Origin of the sequence: Pseudomonas tohonis (genome assembly GCF_012767755.2) — a bacterium.
Taxonomy (GTDB): domain Bacteria; phylum Pseudomonadota; class Gammaproteobacteria; order Pseudomonadales; family Pseudomonadaceae; genus Metapseudomonas; species Metapseudomonas tohonis.
Genome location: NZ_AP023189.1, coordinates 2,128,419 through 2,144,497, shown reverse-complemented (window position 1 = coordinate 2,144,497; position 16,079 = coordinate 2,128,419). Strand labels below are relative to the sequence as shown.

General features: G+C 65.5%; 13 protein-coding genes. 3 read left to right on the top strand and 10 right to left on the bottom strand.

The genetic code is table 11. The annotated features are described in order from the left end of the window. Positions 1-242 precede the first annotated feature (242 nt). The 7 genes from HSX14_RS09900 to HSX14_RS09870 form a co-directional block, all read right to left on the bottom strand. On the bottom strand, positions 243-1,409 hold the full coding sequence (locus tag HSX14_RS09900) for a MalM family protein (RefSeq protein WP_173173999.1): 1,167 nt from the start codon (positions 1,407-1,409) through the stop codon (positions 243-245). After that, positions 1,409-3,001 (bottom strand): outer membrane protein transport protein, encoded by a 1,593-nt coding sequence (locus HSX14_RS09895; RefSeq protein ID WP_173173998.1) that lies wholly within the window; start codon positions 2,999-3,001, stop codon positions 1,409-1,411. Before HSX14_RS09895 ends, HSX14_RS09900 begins: the two co-directional genes overlap by 1 nt. A 16-nt stretch (positions 3,002-3,017) precedes the next feature. After that, positions 3,018-4,022 carry a transporter gene (locus tag HSX14_RS09890; protein WP_173173996.1) on the bottom strand — a complete coding sequence of 335 codons (1,005 nt, stop codon included), beginning with the start codon at positions 4,020-4,022 and terminating at the stop codon, positions 3,018-3,020. Positions 4,023-4,064: 42 nt separating this feature from the next. Further along, positions 4,065-4,826: a C39 family peptidase gene (locus tag HSX14_RS09885; RefSeq protein WP_111261434.1), complete on the bottom strand. Its 762-nt coding sequence runs from the start codon at positions 4,824-4,826 to the stop codon at positions 4,065-4,067. Positions 4,827-4,912: 86 nt separating this feature from the next. Next, on the bottom strand, positions 4,913-5,359 hold the full coding sequence (locus tag HSX14_RS09880; RefSeq protein WP_173173994.1) for a DUF6160 family protein: 447 nt from the start codon (positions 5,357-5,359) through the stop codon (positions 4,913-4,915). A 240-nt stretch (positions 5,360-5,599) separates the two neighbouring features. Then, entirely contained in the window at positions 5,600-8,308 is a 2,709-nt protein-coding gene (locus HSX14_RS09875; RefSeq protein ID WP_173173992.1) for a helix-turn-helix transcriptional regulator, read from the bottom strand. Continuing rightward, positions 8,305-11,019: a winged helix-turn-helix domain-containing protein gene (locus tag HSX14_RS09870; RefSeq protein WP_228723566.1), complete on the bottom strand. Its 2,715-nt coding sequence runs from the start codon at positions 11,017-11,019 to the stop codon at positions 8,305-8,307. The genes HSX14_RS09875 and HSX14_RS09870 overlap by 4 nt, the downstream gene beginning before the upstream one ends. A gap of 163 nt (positions 11,020-11,182) precedes the next feature. On the opposite strand from HSX14_RS09870, the gene pabB reads away from it, so the two are divergent. Then, positions 11,183-12,529 carry an aminodeoxychorismate synthase component I gene (pabB, locus tag HSX14_RS09865; RefSeq protein ID WP_173173988.1) on the top strand — a complete coding sequence of 449 codons (1,347 nt, stop codon included), beginning with the start codon at positions 11,183-11,185 and terminating at the stop codon, positions 12,527-12,529. A 75-nt stretch (positions 12,530-12,604) separates the two neighbouring features. On the opposite strand, the gene thrH is transcribed toward pabB, so the two are convergent. Next, complete coding sequence (gene thrH / locus HSX14_RS09860) at positions 12,605-13,222, bottom strand: bifunctional phosphoserine phosphatase/homoserine phosphotransferase ThrH (protein WP_173173986.1); 618 nt, start codon at positions 13,220-13,222, stop codon at positions 12,605-12,607. Between the two features lie 189 nt (positions 13,223-13,411). On the opposite strand from thrH, the gene HSX14_RS09855 reads away from it, so the two are divergent. Then, positions 13,412-14,146 (top strand): phosphoadenylyl-sulfate reductase, encoded by a 735-nt coding sequence (locus tag HSX14_RS09855; protein WP_173173984.1) that lies wholly within the window; start codon positions 13,412-13,414, stop codon positions 14,144-14,146. 4 nt (positions 14,147-14,150) lie between these two features. After that, positions 14,151-14,426, top strand: coding sequence for a hypothetical protein (locus HSX14_RS09850; RefSeq protein ID WP_173173982.1), 276 nt, complete (start codon positions 14,151-14,153; stop codon positions 14,424-14,426). A gap of 43 nt (positions 14,427-14,469) precedes the next feature. Here HSX14_RS09850 and cysB read toward each other — a convergent pair whose 3' ends face one another. Further along, entirely contained in the window at positions 14,470-15,444 is a 975-nt protein-coding gene (gene cysB / locus HSX14_RS09845; RefSeq protein ID WP_173173980.1) for an HTH-type transcriptional regulator CysB, read from the bottom strand. A gap of 121 nt (positions 15,445-15,565) precedes the next feature. Continuing rightward, entirely contained in the window at positions 15,566-16,066 is a 501-nt protein-coding gene (locus HSX14_RS09840) for a universal stress protein (protein WP_173173978.1), read from the bottom strand. Between the last annotated feature and the right edge of the window lie 13 nt (positions 16,067-16,079).

The window sequence follows — 16,079 nt, the reverse complement described above, 5'->3', positions numbered from 1 at the left end:
CCCTGCCGTCACGGAAAAGCCCGGCCATGTGCCGGGCTTTTTCATGCCTGGGATTCGGGGTGCAGGAGCGCACTCCATGGAATGGGTAGTCCGTGGATGGGTCGGGCGGCGTTCCGCGAGCGGTGCGAAACCCATCGCTGCAGGTGCTCCAGGACACAGAAGCCGTCGCGCGCCGAGGCGTACCAGACCTGAGGCACGGGATCGTCGGGTTGCACCCGACCTGCGCCACGCCCCTCAGTCCCCTATCTCACGATCGCCAGCTCGAACGCCCCTTCGTCCACGTGTTCATGCACCTGCATGCCGGCTTCGCTGACGGCCAGGTCCTGCATCGGGCGCTTGAAGGGCTTGTTGTCGAGAGTATTGAGGCTGCGGTCCTCGTCGGTGGTCAGCAGCAACGCGTAGCGCTCGCCCTGGTTGGCGCGGACCTGCACGGTGCCCTCGATGTAGGCGTAGCGGTACCAGGTCTCGCCATGCAGTTGGTAGACGGCATCGCTCACCAGGCGCGTCGGGCGCTTGGCCTCGTCGAGGAAGAGGATCGAAGGGTAGACCACCTGGCGGTTGGCGAAGCTGCGGATGCGCAGGCCGTAGGCACGTCCGGAGCGCGGCAGCTTCAGCGCCGCGTAGTAGCTGCGACCCATGGGGAAGGCGAAGCTGGGGGAGAAACGGTTGAGCTCCTCGTAGCGCGGCTCCTCGGCGGACAACTCGGTGAAATCCCCCTCCGGCAGCTGCCCGCAACACTGGTCCACCAGCCCCTGGTACAGCGACTGGCTGCGCTCCTCGCTGCCTTCCAGCAGGGCCTTCATCGCCTCGCTGGGCTGGCCGTCCAGCGACGGCAGGATGGCGGCCTTGCGCTCGAATTCGACCTGGCGGCTCTCGGTGTAGGCCACGGGCTGGCCAATGCCCTCCTCCGCCTGCGGCTCACTGCCCTTGGCCGGGACCCTGGAGTTGTGGGTGCGGCCCTGCTCGTCCACCCAGGTGAAGTAGGCCGTACCGTTCTCGGGCCGCGAGTAGCCACGCCCTTCCAGGACATCGGCGTCGATGTACTCGGTCGAACGCTTGCCGCTGGGCAGCAGGTAATCGCGCTCCCCGGCCGGCACCTGGCCCGCCGCGTAGAAGCTGTTCTGCAGGTTGCCGCTGGCATCCACCCAGGTGAAGTAGCGGCGCTTCTGCTCGCCACCGGCGTTGCCGCCCATCCCGCCCGCCGCGCTCTGTTCCTGCAGGCGTGCCAGGTCGCTGCGGCTGATGCGCTGGGCCGCCTGGCGCTGCTGCTCGCCGTAGCGCTCGCCGACGAAGCTGTTGTGCACCCGGCCGTTGTCGTCGATCCAGGTCAGGTAGCGCCCGCTGGCGGCCTGGGCCTGGGTGTGGGCCGCAAGGGCGGTGATGAGGCAAAGCGCGGCAAGGGTCTTCATCAGAATGTCGTCGTGTAGGTCATGGCCAGGATGTAGGCCTTCACCGAAGTCGTCACATCCTGGCCGGCATAGGGGTTGTAGACCAGGTTGTCGATGCCGGTGCAGTTGAGGTTGCAGCTGGTGTTGGCCCTGGTGGTCTGCGAGGTGACGAAGTAGTTGAAGCCGATATCGATGTTGGTGTCCTTGTCCCAGCGGTAACCCAGCCCGAGGCCGTAGAGCTGGGCGTCGCCGATGGGCGCCAGCACGTCAGCCTTGTTGCCGGGGATGGCCGAAGGGCGCCATTCGTAGCCGGCGCGCAGGGCCAGGCGGTCGGTCACGTCGTACTGCGCCCCCACCGCCCAGCTCCAGGTATCGCGGTAGCCACGGTCCAGGGTCAGGGTGGTGGCGGTGGCATTGCCGCCGCTGAAGTTCTTGGCGATGCGCAGCACGTCCAGCTCGCGGTCGAACTCGATTTCGAATTCGTTCCAGTCGCTGTAGCCGCTCCACTTCAGGTCGGCATTGAACTGCCAGCGATCGAAGGGCCTGATCTTGATCCCGGTGGAGAAGTTGTCCGGGTAGGTCATGGTCATGCTGGCATTGCCCACTTCCTCGTCGACGTTGCCATAGGGGAAGAGCGGGCTGAGGATCTGCCCGAAGATCGCGCCCTGGAAGCCGGTCCAGAAACCCTGCCAGTCCTTGGAATAATCCACCCGGTACTTGCCCTGGAGGTGCATGCGCGCCTCGCTCTGGTAGGTGGCGCCCCAGGCGAACCAGTCGGTGGGCTCCCAGAGCACACCGATGTTCCAGGTGGGCGACAGTGACTGCTGCAGGTCCAGGTCGATATTGGCCAGGGTGTCGTAGGGGCCGATACGGCCGCCACAGACGTTGATGAGCGTGCCGATGATGTCTTCCAACCCCGGCTCGCAGAGCACCTTGTTGAGCAGCCCCACCAGCCCGGTGAGCATGCTCGGGTTGCGGAAGTCCTCGTTCAGCGCCAGGGCCTGGTGCGAGAACCCGACCGACAGGCCCACCGACAGCTCGTCGTTCACCTGGTAGCCCACCGATGGCGAGAAGTAGGTGATGCGCTGGATCGCCACCTCGCGCCCCTGGTAGCGCCCCGGGTCGCTGTCCGAATCCCGCGAATAGCCCAGGGCCATGGGCGCGTAGACGTTGGTGGCGAAGGTGAACTTGGAGCCCGGCGGGTTGATCGACAGGCCCGCCAGGGGCGCCACCAGCAGCGGCATGTCGGTCATGCCGCCCATGCCCGGCAGGTACATGGCAGGCGTGAGGGTACGGCTGCTGGAGTTGGCCACGGGATCGTCGGTGAACCCCATGACGTTGTAGCCGTCCGGCGCATCGAACTCGGCGCGGATATCCATTACCCCGGCGATCATCTTCACCGTGGTCTGGCGGCCCTTGAGCTTGGTCAGCGCCGCCGGGTTGTAGTGCACCGCGTCGATCCCGGTGGAGTCGGCGGTCACGGCATTGGCCATGGCCATCGCCTTGGGGTTGCCAATGGTCAGGTCGTTGGCCAGCTGCGCCTGCACGCCGCCCGCCCAACCGGCCCCCAACCCCGCCAGCGCCAGGGCCAGCGGCGAAATTCGCATCGTCATGTCGTCGCCTCGCCGGTTACTGGGCCTTCAGGCCTTTTATGTCCAGGGGTACGGAGAACCCCAGCATCACGTCCGGGGAGTCCTCGGTCATGCCGAAACCGGCGTTGACGTTGACGATGTAATCGGGAGAGGTCCGCAGGCCGAGCGAGAAGTTCATGATTGCGCTGGTCTGCTCGGTGCCTTCGAACTCGGTGTCGCCGAAGGTGTAGGTCGGCTTGGTGGTGTAGGCCATCTGGTAGGAGGTGGCCAGGGACACGTCGTAGGACAGCGCATAGGCGAAGCCCATGCTCAGGGACAGGGTGTTGCCCGGGTCCACGTCCTCCAGCAGGCGGCCGCCGCGGTTCTGGTGGATGTCGTGCACCGGCATGTTGTAGGTGTAGCCGACCGAACCGAACAGCACGACCGGGTCGATCACGTAGGAGGTGTTGGCCCCCACGCCCAGGCTGTAGTAGCCGTTGCCGGTGGAGAGGTCCGTCTCGTTGTTGATGTCGAAGGGGCTCTCGCCGGTGGGCAGGCCGAGTGTGGCGAACAGGGTGGTGACCGGGCGACCACGAGTGGCGGACCAGGGCTGCCAGCGCAGGCTGCCGGAGATGTCGCCGAGGCTGTAGACGTTGACGTCGCGCTCGGTGTCGTACTTGGCCACGAAGGGCAGGCGCACGCTGAAGGTCAGGTTGTCCCAGATGCCGTAGTCGAAGGTGAAGGAGTTGGTGAAGGTGTGCTGGGCTTCGCTGCGAGGGATCACGCTGTAGACGTTGCTGCCCGTGCGCACCTGCTCGATCTGCACATCGCGCACCAGCGAATAGTCGAAGCCGTAGGTGAGCGTGCGCTCGCCTTTCTTCAGCAGGGTGTAACTCTTCTCCGATGCCTGGAACACCTGCTCCAGCGCCTTGGCGCTGTCGGCATCCCCTTCCTTCTTGGTCAGCGCCTCACGCGCATCGTCCACCGAGCTCTCCTCGGCCCACAGCGGCCCGCAGGCGCCCAGCGCCAGCACGGCCAGCCATGCGTATCCCCTCACTCCCATGGCACTTTTACCCCTGGTTTTATTCTTACTTATGCGGGTTTTCTATTTGCGTCTTATGTACTGGATGTCGCCTCCCGAGCCCAGTTGGTCGATCTGGTTCTCGGTGAACTTGGTGATCTGCGGGAACTGCTGGAACGCCAGCAGGCTGACGGTGCGATCGTCCACCAGGCGCAGGTCACGCTCGGTCAGGGCCATGGCGTTGGGTGGCTCGTTTCCAGTCGGGTAGATCACGAACAGCACGTTCCCATCCCACACCTCCTCGAACCGGGTGCGGGTGAAGCTGATGTTTCCCAGGGCGGGATCAGCGATGAACACGTGATCGTTGTACACATCGCGCACCACCACGAAGTGCTTGAAGCCACCGTAGTGAATGGGCACTAGCGCAGGATGCTCCAGTTGGTCGAGGTCCTCGAACTCGGCCCGGAAGCCCCCGCTCTTGTAGCCCAGCGCGGCCACGAAGCGCTTCATGTCCAACAGCGAGAAACCGCGTCGCTCGACGATCTTGTCGGCCTCGCCATAACGCAACAGCCCTTCCATCACCTGGCGCTCCTCGAGGTTGCGACCCAGGTAGTAGTCCAGCAAGCCGGTCAACGCGGCGGAACCGCAGCTGTAGTCGTAGGCCTGGCGGATGACGTTGCGGAACTGCAACTGGCTCATGGGCTCCGGATTGACGGTCTCCCGGTAGGGACCGTTGGGCACCATGGCCTGGGTGATGTTCACGGAGCCCTTGGGCTGTGGCTTGGTATCCACGGCCTGGGTGAACCCGAACAACCCCAGCAGACTGCCGACCAGGATCTCGATCATTGCCGTTCCGAATGCAGGGCTGACGAAAGAAAGGCCCGCCGGCCGAAGCCGACGGGACCTTCCACATCACGGAGTGGAGCGACCTGTCAGTGGCCCCATACCTTGATGGTGGTACCGGCCAGGTTCAGATCGCTGACGGCCAGGGAACCGATGCTGGCGGCGGAGGCGTCGCCCATGCGGATGGCGCCCACGCTCAGCTCGCCGGTGATGGTCGGCAGGGTGATCTGCAGCTTGTCGCTGGCGCCGGCGCCGGAGCCGCCGTCGATCACGTCGACCAGGATCGGCGCGCTGTCGGAGATGTTGAAGCCGGAGAAGGCGATGGTCTCAAGGCGCAGGCTACCGGTGGTGCTGCCTTCCTTGTCGTTGTAGACCACGCTGCCGATGGTGCCGTTGAAGTTACCGGAGATGCTGATGCCATCCTGACCGGTAACGCTGGAGAGAGCGGAGTCGTCCATGGCTTTCAGGTCGGCCTGGGCCATGAACGGAGCAGCGAGCACAGCAGCGGCGAGAGCCAGTTGTTTGAAGCTTTTCATTGTTGTTATCTCCAAGGTTCACAGGTGGGTTGCCCCGGGGGCCTGCCGCCTACCTCCTGTCAGCGACAGTTGGGCCGGCTTTCGCCGACCTCCAGCACGAACGCTGCTTCCCTATGCGCGCCGCCCTGGACTCGTGAAGCGCAAGGCTCCTCGACCTGGTTCTTACGTTACTGAGGCCCCGCCTCGCTGCCAGCCCATCCAAGGGATGGAGGATGGCAAGTCGCTAGTTATTTAATGGCATCAGGCCTCGCTGAGCAGGCCCAGGCTCTTGCCCTTGAGCACCGCCTGGGTACGGCTGCGCACGCCCAGCTTGGCGAACAGGTTGTGCAGGTGCCATTTGATGGTCGCTTCCGACAGGTGCACCGCCTGGGCGATGTCCCGATTGGACAGGCCCGCCGCGACGAAGCGCAGGATTTCCCGCTCGCGGTGGCTCACATCCTGGTTCTCGTCGAAGGTCTCCGGGTCCACCGCCAGGCGCCGGCATTGCTCGCGCAAGGTCTCGGCGATGCCCTGCCAGGCCCCGGCCTTCTTGGGCTCGGCGGCGCGCCAGGCCTCCCAGAGCGGCAGCAGCCAGAGGGCGTCGTCCTGGAACAGGCGCCGGTAGCCGCGATTCCAGGCCTCCTCGAGGGTGGGCAGGAACAGAGCGAAGGCCTTGTCGCTGTTACCTTTGCGCCAGTAGGCCACGGAAAGTAACAGGGACAGGCGCAGGCGCCGGTCGCGCTGGTGCTCGGCCCCCTGGCGGGCGAGGCAGGTCTCCAGCGCGCTCTGTGCCTTCTCCGGACGCCGCTCGGCCAAAGCCAGGCGGGCGACGGACAGCGCCAGCGCCGTGTGCGCATCGGCGTAGCGGGCCAGCGGCAACGCCGCCAGGTGGCGCTCCAGTTGCAGGCATACGCGCTCGGCCTCGTTGGGCCGGCGCAGCCACAGCAGGAACTGCACCTTGCAGCCCATGCCATGAGCGAAGACACGCTCGTAACCGGGGCCCTGGAGCCCGGCCAGCCAGTCGTCCAGCTGATTGAGGGCCTGCTCGGATTCACCGGCGAAGAAACGCGCGCGGGCCATCACCAGCTGGCCCCGGCTGATCAGTTCGACCGGCGTCGCCACGTCACGCCAGGTGGTGGCCAGGGGCAGCTCGGCGAGCACCGCGGCATGGCGGTCCTGTTCGTAGAGCAGGTCGGCGTAGGCCAGCACCAGCGGCCCGCCGACGCGGCTGCGACGGCCGAACACCCGCTCGACCCGGCCCCGGGCGATCTCGGCGATCGAGCGCCCGCGCTCCAGTTCACCGCTCTCCTTGCAGATCAGCGCCTCGATCAGGCTGGTCATCACATGCAGGTATTCACTGTCGACGATGCGCAGGCAATCGCGCGCGGTGGCGATGGATTTCGCGGCATCGCCGAACTCGCCAAGCAACGCATAGGCCGCCGCCTGCACGCAGGACAGGCTGGCGCGGAACACCGGCTGGTTGTCCGGCACCATGGCCAGCCACTGGCGGGCGACCTTGAGGCAGCTTTCCAGCTTGTCCTGGTACAGCAGCACCAGCGCCTTGAGTACCTGGGAGGCCGCCAGCAGTTCGCCGAGGCCGAAGTGGATGACCTTGCCGCGCCCCTGCAACAGGCGGGTGCTGACCTCTTCGATCAGCGCCTCGGACTCGGCGAACTTCTGCTCGAAGGCCAGTTGCCAGGCGTAGAAGATCTGGAACACGGGATGCTCGCGGATCACCTCGGCGGGCACTTCCTTGAGCATGGACAGGATGCCGTAGACGCGGTTGCCGGCGATCAGCCGCGCGCCCTGGCGCTCCAGCAACTCGGCGGCGAAGCCGTAGTCGCGGCCACGCAGGGCGTACTTGATGGCACGGTCCGGCAGGTCGTGGCTCTCGCACCAGCGGGCCGCGGCGTGCAGCAGCGTGGCACTGTCGGTGTGGCGCTGCAGGCGGCCCTGGAGGAATTCGGCGAACAGGTGGTGATAGCGGAACCATTCACCCTGCTCGTCCAGCGGAATGACGAACAACTGCTCGCGCTGCAGGCGCATCAGCATGTCCAGGCCATCGCGGCGGCCGGTCAGGGCGTTGCACAGGTCGGCGCAGAACTCGTCCAGCACCGAGGTCTGGTCGAGGAACTGCTGCAAGGCCAGGGGCAGGCTGTTGACCACGTCCTCGGCCAGGTAGTCGGCGATGTTGCGCTCGGTCCCCGAGAGGCTGGCGAGGAAGGCCGCGCGATCCGGGTGCCGCGCCAGCGCCAGGCTGGCCAGGTGCAGCGCGGTGATCCAGCCCTCGGTGCGCGCATGCAGTTGCTTGAGCTCGCTGCGGCTCAGTTCCAGCTCGCGCACTTCGCGGAAATAGGCCTCGGCCTCCTCCAGGGACAGGCGCAGGTCCTCGGCCTGGAGCATGAAGGCGTCGCCCTCGACGAACAGGCTGCGCGGGGTGAAGCGGGTCGCGCTGATCAGGTGGACGTTGCTCGGCAGGCGCTCCACCAGGTGGCGGGCGCCCTGCTCCAGGCTGGCGTGGCGGATGCGATGGAAGTCGTCGAGCATCACGTAGAGTTCGCCATCGAGACGCTGCAGGTCGCTGACGAAGGCATCGATGATCGCCTCCACCGGCCAGTTCACCTCGCCGCGCAGGAGCCCGGCGGTGTTGCTGCCGAAGCCCGGGGTCACCGCCTCGACCGCGGCCACCAGGTACTGCAGCAGGCGCTGGGGCTCGCTATCGGAATCGTCGCAGGACAGCCAGGCGACCCGCGCCCCGGCGCGTTGCAGGGCTTCGCGGAACAGGCTGAGCACCGTGCTCTTGCCGAAGCCGGCGGGCGCACTGAGCACCAGCACGCGCTGGCCGCGTGCCTCGAACAGGCGATCGATCAGGGCTTGTCGCGCCAGGCGCGGGCGGCCACCGGAATCCGGCGGGAACAGCTTGGTGCGCAGTATCGGGAACGGCAGCGCATCGGTTGTGGGAGTGCTCATGACTCCAGCAACCCCAGTTCCCGGGCACGGCGTATCGCCTGGGTGCGATTGCGCACCTTGAGCTTCTCGTAGATGTTGTGCAGGTGCCATTTGACGGTCCCCAGGGCCAGCGAGAGCTGCTGGCCGATTTCCTCGTTGGAAAGCCCCTTGGCAGCCAGCAGGACCACCTCGCGCTCGCGATCGGTCAGCCCTTCCTCCAGCACATCCTGTGACTTGCGTATGTCCTGACCCGGCCAGATGGCCAGCAGGCTGCGAATGAAGCCCTGCAACGCCGGCTGGCGCTCAGCGGCTTCCAGTTGCTGCAGCAGCAGGCGGATGGCGTCGCCCTCCTCGACGAAGAGGCTGCGCACGTCTTCGCGCTCGGCGCTGAGCAGGCACTGCACCAGCAGGCTCTGGGCACGCTCCTGGTAACCCAGGCGCTGGTAGCTGAGGGCCGCCAGCAGGTCCAGGCGCAGGCGCTGCAGACCATGCCAGCCGGGTTGCAGCTGGGCACGCAACTGGTTGATCTCGTGCAGCGCCTCGCTGTAGTGCCCGCGCGCCTGCTGCAGGCGCACGCGGATCAGGCCCTGGGTCCAGAGCACCGGGTTGAAGCCCCGCTTGGCGTAGTCGGCGGCGAGCTTGGCCCAGTCCACCGCCTTCAGCCGCAGTTCGGCACGCTTGATGCGGTCGGTCGCCGGCTCCTGGAGGATCAGCGTCACCTCGTCGGCCACCGCCTGGACGTAGAAGCGCCAGGACTGGTTGCGCGCCGCCAGGTTCTGCATCAGCACCAGACTGGCGAGGGCTTCCTTGGGCTTGTCCTGCATGCGCTGGATGCGCGCGAGGAACAGCATGCCCTGGGCATAGATATCGATGGGCTTGATCACGTCGACATGATTGAGCGCCCAGCGCAGGCGCTCTTCCAGGCCATCCAGGCGCCCCTGCTGGTAGGCGATCAGCGACTCGATGATCACCGGCAAGGCCAGCGCCCGGGATTTCTCGCCGAACAAGGGCATCAGCTGGGCGCGCATCTGCTCGTGGAGCAGCTGGGCCTGCTTGACCTGGCCCTGCTCCAGGGACAGGAGGATCTCCACATTGCCCAGTTGCATGTCGAGGTAGCGGCCCTCGAGGAAGTGGTTGCGCTGCTGCGCCAGCGCCAGCAGGCGGCGCGCCTGTTCCGGCTGGGCGAGGATCACCAGCGCCAGGGCACCGATGACCAGCATGGCCACTTCGAGGAAGGCCTCGTGCTGGCCGAGCAGGCCCTCCACCTTGCGCGCCAGGTTGACGCACAAATCGAGGTCATCCTTCTGCAGGGCGATCGCGGCCTTCACCGCGAGCGCCGCCAGGTACTTGTCGCTCAACGGCGCCTGGACACCGGCGCCGCCCCAGCGCGCCAGCAGCTCGTCGAGCATCTGGTTGGCCTCGGGCAGGGCCAGCTCGGTGGCGCGGTTCCAGACGTCGGCGAGGATCAGCGTCGGGTAGCGCTCGGCGATGTCGTCGGGCACGAACTGGCGCCAGCGGTAGATCTGGTTCAGCTGGCCACGGTTGATCAGTTCCAGGCCGCAGCCGTCCACCAGCGCCGCGAGCATCTCCGGGTCTTCGGCCAGGCAGGCGTGCTCGATGGCGAGGTTCTGCATGTGGTGGTTGGTGAACCACAGGCTGGCGTTGAAGTGCAGTTGGCGGAAACGCTCCGGGTCCTGGGCCTGCAGGCGCGCACGGAGGAAGTCGGCGAACAGGTGGTGGAAGCGGTACCACTGGCGCTCGCGGTCCAGGGGCAGGAGGAACAGCTGCATGGTCTCCAGCCGCTCCAGCAGGGCCTGGCCATCGTTGCGCCCGGTGAGCGCGTTGGCCAGGTCGCCGCTCAGCTGGCTGGCGATGCCGAGGGCCAGCAGGGCGTCCTGCAGGTCCGTCGGCAATTGCTCGAAGACGGTGGTCAGCAGGTAGTCGCCCACTGCGGCCTGGTCACCGCCCATCGCCAGGACCTGGTCGGATGCCTGGGGCTGGTGGCGCAGCCAGAGGCTGGCGAGGTGCACGCCGATCAGCCAGCCTTCGGTCTGGCTGTGCAGCGCGGCCAGGGTCGCCTCGTCCAGCGCGAGGCCGCTGCGGTCCAGGTAGTGGCGGGTTTCTTCCTCGGTCAGGCGCAGCTCGTCCAGGCCGATCTCCAGCAACCAGCCCTTGGCACGCAGGGTCGCGAGATTCATCGGCGGCAGGGAGCGGCTGCCGATGGCAAGGGTGAAATGGGCCGGGGCCATCTTCACCAGGCGGCCGAGGGCACTGAAGATTTCCGCGTCGCTGAGCAGGTGCAAGTCATCCAGCACCAGCAGCAGGGGACCTTCCAGGCCGGTCAGTTCCACCAGCAGGCTCTCCAGCACCGCTGCGACCGGCACCTGCATGGTGTTCTGCAGGAAGCCCGAGGCGTGCGTACCGAGACCGGGCACGGCGGCGCCCAGGGTCTTGATCAGCTGCTGGAAGAAACGCGAGGGATTGTCGTCCTCCTTGCCCAGGGAGAACCAGGCAACGGCGGAGCCCGCCGCACGGCGCTGTTCGGCCAGGAGCGCGAGGGCGGTGGTCTTGCCAAAGCCGGCGGGTGCCGAGAACAGCAGAAGCCGGGCATGGGGATGTGCTGCCAACACCGCCTGCACCTGCGGTCGTGGCAAATAGTCGGCAGACGCCTGGGGCGTCATCAGTTTTGAGCGCAGTAGGCTGCCGGCTGCGGGGTCGAGAACTGCATCCACGGCCTGTATCCCTGTATCTTTATCGTTGTGGGACGGGGATATGACCCCGCGGGATTTATCCATAATTATCAGAATGCATTTCCTGCGTAAACTTAAGAAACGGCTCTAGGATCGACAATTTAGGCGGTCTAGAATCCTCACTCGCGCCCTCTTTGCGTCCATCATGCCCAATAGCCTCGTACACCCCCTGCCCTACCACGAACACCCGGGACAGCGCTTCGCCCTCGTCCGCCATGCACCCGGAGCGGTGCTGCTCGACGCCGGCAGGCCCATTGCCAGTCGTGGACGCTATGACCTATTCAGCGCCTGGCCATTGGCAGAACTGGCGCCGGGACCCGACGAATCGGCCAACGACTTTATCCACCGCCTTCGCGAGGCCTTGCGGCAGTTGGGATTCGCCGAAACGCCCGATGCCGTGGAACTGCCATTCACGGGCGGATTGATGGGGTATTTTTCCTATGACTTCGGCCGTCGCCTGGAAGCGCTGCCCGCCCGGGCACAGGATGACCGCCAGTTGCCCGACGCCCAGCTCGGCCTCTACGCGTGGGCCCTCGTCAGTGACCACCAGCAGCGCACCAGCCAGCTGGTATTCCATCCGAGCCTCGCGCAGAGCGAGCGCCAACGCCTGGTAGACCTGTTCAGCTGCTCGGAAAATCCCTATAACGTCGATGAATTTCGCCTTAAGAGCGTCTTTCAGGCGGATCTGACTCAGGCGGCTTACAAAAACGCGATCGAGCGGATCCAGTCCTACATCGCAGCCGGTGATTGCTACCAGGTGAATTTCGCCCAGCGCTTTCAGGCGCCGTGCCAGGGCGACCCCTGGAGCGCCTACCTCGCCTTGCGCGAGGCCTGTTCCACGCCCTTTTCCGCCTACCAGGCCCTGCCCGGCGGCGGCGCCATCCTCAGCCTCTCGCCGGAGCGCTTCATCAGGCTCAGCAAGGGCCAGGTGGAGACTCGCCCGATCAAGGGCACCCGCCCGCGGGGACGCACGCCGGAGGAAGACGCCGAGCAGGCGCAGGAACTGCTGGCGAGCCCGAAGGACCGGGCGGAGAACCTAATGATCGTCGACCTGCTGCGCAACGACCTGGGCCGCAGCTGCAGCACCGGCAGCGTGAAGGTGCCGGAGTTGTTCGCGCTGGAGAGCTACCCCAACGTGCACCACCTGGTCAGCGCCGTGAGCGGCACGCTCGCCGACGACAAGGATGCGCTGGACCTGCTGCTGGGTAGTTTCCCCGGCGGCTCCATCACCGGCGCACCAAAGATCCGCGCGATGGAGATCATCGACGAGCTGGAGCCGACCCGTCGCTCCATCTACTGCGGCTCGCTTCTCTACCTCGACGTGCGCGGGGAGATGGACAGTTCCATCGCCATCCGCACCCTGCTGGTGAAGGACGGCGTGGCCAGTTGCTGGGGCGGCGGCGGCATCGTTGCCGACTCGGACTGGGAAGCGGAGTACCGCGAATCCATCACCAAGGTGCAGGTGCTGTTGCGGACGCTGGAGGGGCTGTAGAAAGAACGCTCGCCTGGCGCCCAGCAGGCGCGGAAACGAAAAAGCCCGCTTTCGCGGGCTTTTTCATGGCTGGGCTCAGAGGCTCAGCGAGCGGTTGGAGGCCTTGAGGAACTCATGCTTGAGGTCTTCGTAGGTGTGCACGGCCGGGAACTGCGGGAACTCGCGGATCACGTTCTCCGGGGCATGGAAGAGGATGCCGGCATGGGCCTCGGAGAGCATGGTGGTGTCGTTGTACGAGTCGCCGGCGGCGATCACGCGGTAGTAGAGGCTCTTGAAGGCGATCACGGACTGGCGCTTCGGGTCCTTCTGGCGCAGTTGGTAATCCACCACGCGATCGGTCTCGTCGGTGATCAGCTTGTGGCACAGAAGGGTCGGGAAACCGAGCTGGCGCATCAGGGGCTGGGAGAATTCGTAGAAGGTGTCGGAGAGGATCACCACCTGGAAACGCTCGCGCAGCCAATCGACGAACTCGACGGCGCCCTCCAGCGGCTTGAGCGTGGCGATCACTTCCTGGATGTCGGAGAGCTTGAGGCCATGCTCGTCGAGGATGCGCAGGCGCTGCTTCATCAGCACGTCGTAGTCGGGAATATCGCGGGTGGTGGCCTTGAGCGCGTCGATTCCAGTTTTTTCGGCGAAGGCGATCCAGATTTCCGGAACCAGCACACCTTCCAGGTCGAGACAGGCGATTTCCACGAGACATTCCTCGGTATTGGTTTGTTGGGGAGGCGGCACTCTAGCTTTTCACCCGCAGCCACGCAACGCGGCACTTATATCCGAACACGGCAGTCCACCTTCCTTCTGGTTATTTAGGCGCATAAGTTGCTTTTGTTACCATCCGCGCCACAGAGCGCGTAGCGCCATTTCAACTAGGAAAACCGCCTGATGAGCCAACCTTTCGACGTCGCCGAGATTGCTGCGGCTTACGCCAGCAAGTCCCCCCAGGACATCCTCAAGCTCGCCTTCGAACACTTCGGCGATGAGCTGTGGCTGTCCTTCAGCGGCGCCGAGGATGTGGTGCTGGTGGACATGGCCTGGAAGCTGAACAGGAACGTGAAGGTGTTCAGCCTCGACACCGGCCGCCTGCACCCGGAAACCTACCGTTTCATCGAGAAGGTGCGCGAGCACTACGGTATCGCCATCGAGGTGCTTTCCCCCGATGCGACCCGGCTGGAGCCCTTCGTCCGCGAGAAGGGCCTGTTCAGCTTCTACAAGGACGGCCACGAGGAGTGCTGCGGCATCCGCAAGATCGAGCCGCTGCGCCGCAAGCTGTCCACCGTTCGCGCCTGGGCCACCGGCCAGCGCCGCGACCAGAGCCCTGGCACCCGCAGCAATGTGGCGGTGGTGGAGCTGGACGGCGCCTTCTCCACGCCGGACAACCCGCTGTACAAGTTCAACCCGCTGGCACAGATGCCCAGTGACGAAGTCTGGGCCTATATCCGCATGCTGGAGATCCCCTACAACCCGCTGCACGAGCGCGGCTTCATCAGCATCGGCTGCGAGCCCTGCACCCGCCCCGTGCTGCCCAACCAGCACGAACGCGAAGGCCGTTGGTGGTGGGAAGAGGCCACGCAGAAGGAATGCGGGCTGCATGCCGGCAACCTGATCGCCAAGCACTGAGCCGATGAAGATCACCCTGGTGAAGAAGGTCCTGGCCGACGGCCAGGACTGCGCCAAGTGCAAGGACGTGCAGCGCCTGCTGGAGCGCGGCGGCCATCTGCAACGCATCGACCGGGTGATGGTGGCCGACGAACGCAACCCGGCCAGCGCCGGCTGGATGGTCGCCCAGCACTATGGCGTCGACACCGCGCCCTTCTTCGTGGTGCGCCACGACGACGGTAGCGAGCAGGTCTACACCGTGTTCCACGAGTTCCTGCACCAGGTGCTCGAAGCGCAATGAAAAAGCCCGGCGGATGCCGGGCTTTTCGTTTACCGCGACCGACTCAGTAGGTCGGCAGCTCGACGTCGTGGAACAACTCGTCCAGCTCGGCCTTGTTGTGGCATTGCACCGCCTTGGCCAGCATGTCGCGGGTCAGGTGCGGGGCGAACTTCTCGATGAAATCGCACATGAAGCCGCGCAGGAAGGTGCCGCGGCGGAAGCCGATCTTGGTCACGCTGGACTCGAACAGCTCGCTGGCATCCAGTACCACGAGGTCGCTGTCCAGCTTGGGATCGACCGCCATCTTGGCGACGATGCCCACGCCCAGGCCCAGGCGTACATAGGTCTTGATCACGTCGGCGTCGGCGGCGGTGAACACCACCTTCGGCGTCAGGCCGCGATGGCTGAAGGCTTCGTCCAGCTTGGAGCGGCCGGTGAAACCGAATACGTAGGTGACGATGGGGTGCTCGGCGAGGGCTTCCAGGGTGAGCTTCGGCAGCTTGGCCAGCGGGTGCCCCTGGGGCACGATCACGCAGCGGTTCCAACGGTAGCAAGGCATCATCACCAGGTCGCCGAACAGCTCCAGCGCCTCGGTGGCGATGGCGAAGTCGACGGTGCCGTCGGCAGCCATCTCGGCGATCTGCATCGGCGTGCCCTGGTGCATGTGCAGCGCCACGTCGGGGTACTGGCGGATGAAGCCGCTGATCACCGGCGGCAGCGCGTAGCGAGCCTGGGTGTGGGTGGTGGCGATGGACAGCGTGCCCTTCTTCTCGTTGGAGAACTCCTGGGCGATCTGCTTGATGCTCTCCACCTTGCGCAGGATCTCCCCGGCGGTGGTGATGATGCGTTCGCCTGCGGGGGTGACGCGGGTCAGGTGCTTGCCACTGCGGGCGAAGACTTCCACGCCCAGTTCATCCTCGAGCAGGCGGATCTGCTTGCTGATACCCGGTTGCGAGGTGTAAAGGCTTTGCGCGGTGGCCGACACGTTGAGGTCGTGGTGCGCCACTTCCCAGATGTAGCGCAGTTGCTGAAGCTTCATAGATATCCCTCAAAGCAAATGACGACGCATTGGATGGTCAGCGACGTTTATAACCATATTAATGGTTTGATGGATAAAACTAGACGTTTTTTTCAGTTTTGCACGCCATTCGTCATCGTCGTCACAGCTCGCCCCGCCCACGGTGTTGAAGCATGGGCACCAGGTACACGGGCACGTCGGACAGCTGCACCAGGCGCGCCGAGGTCCGCCCCAGGGGCGTATCGAGCGCAGCGCCATGGCTGTGACTGCCTACGACCAGCAAATCCACCCCGAGTTTCTGTGCCTCCTCGAGAATCACCTGCGGCGGGTCCCCCTGCACCACACGCACTGCGCGGATCATTTCCAGCTCGCTCTGCGCGTCCCCCATCTCGTCGCGGAACCCTTCCAGCACGCGCTGCTCGATGCTGGCCATGACGGTGCCCAGCCCCTTGGTCCGCAGCTCCGCAAGGCGCTCTTCGTCGAGGTAGGTCTGCAGGACGGACTCGGCGAACAGCCCGAGCGGCTCGACGGCGTGCACCACGTAGAGCTCGGCCTGGTAGACCCGGGCGAGCGAAAGGGCGTGCTGCAGCACATAGGGGGCGTAGAGACCGAGGTCGGTGGCGTAGAGAATCGAACGGATCATGAGGCCTCCTACT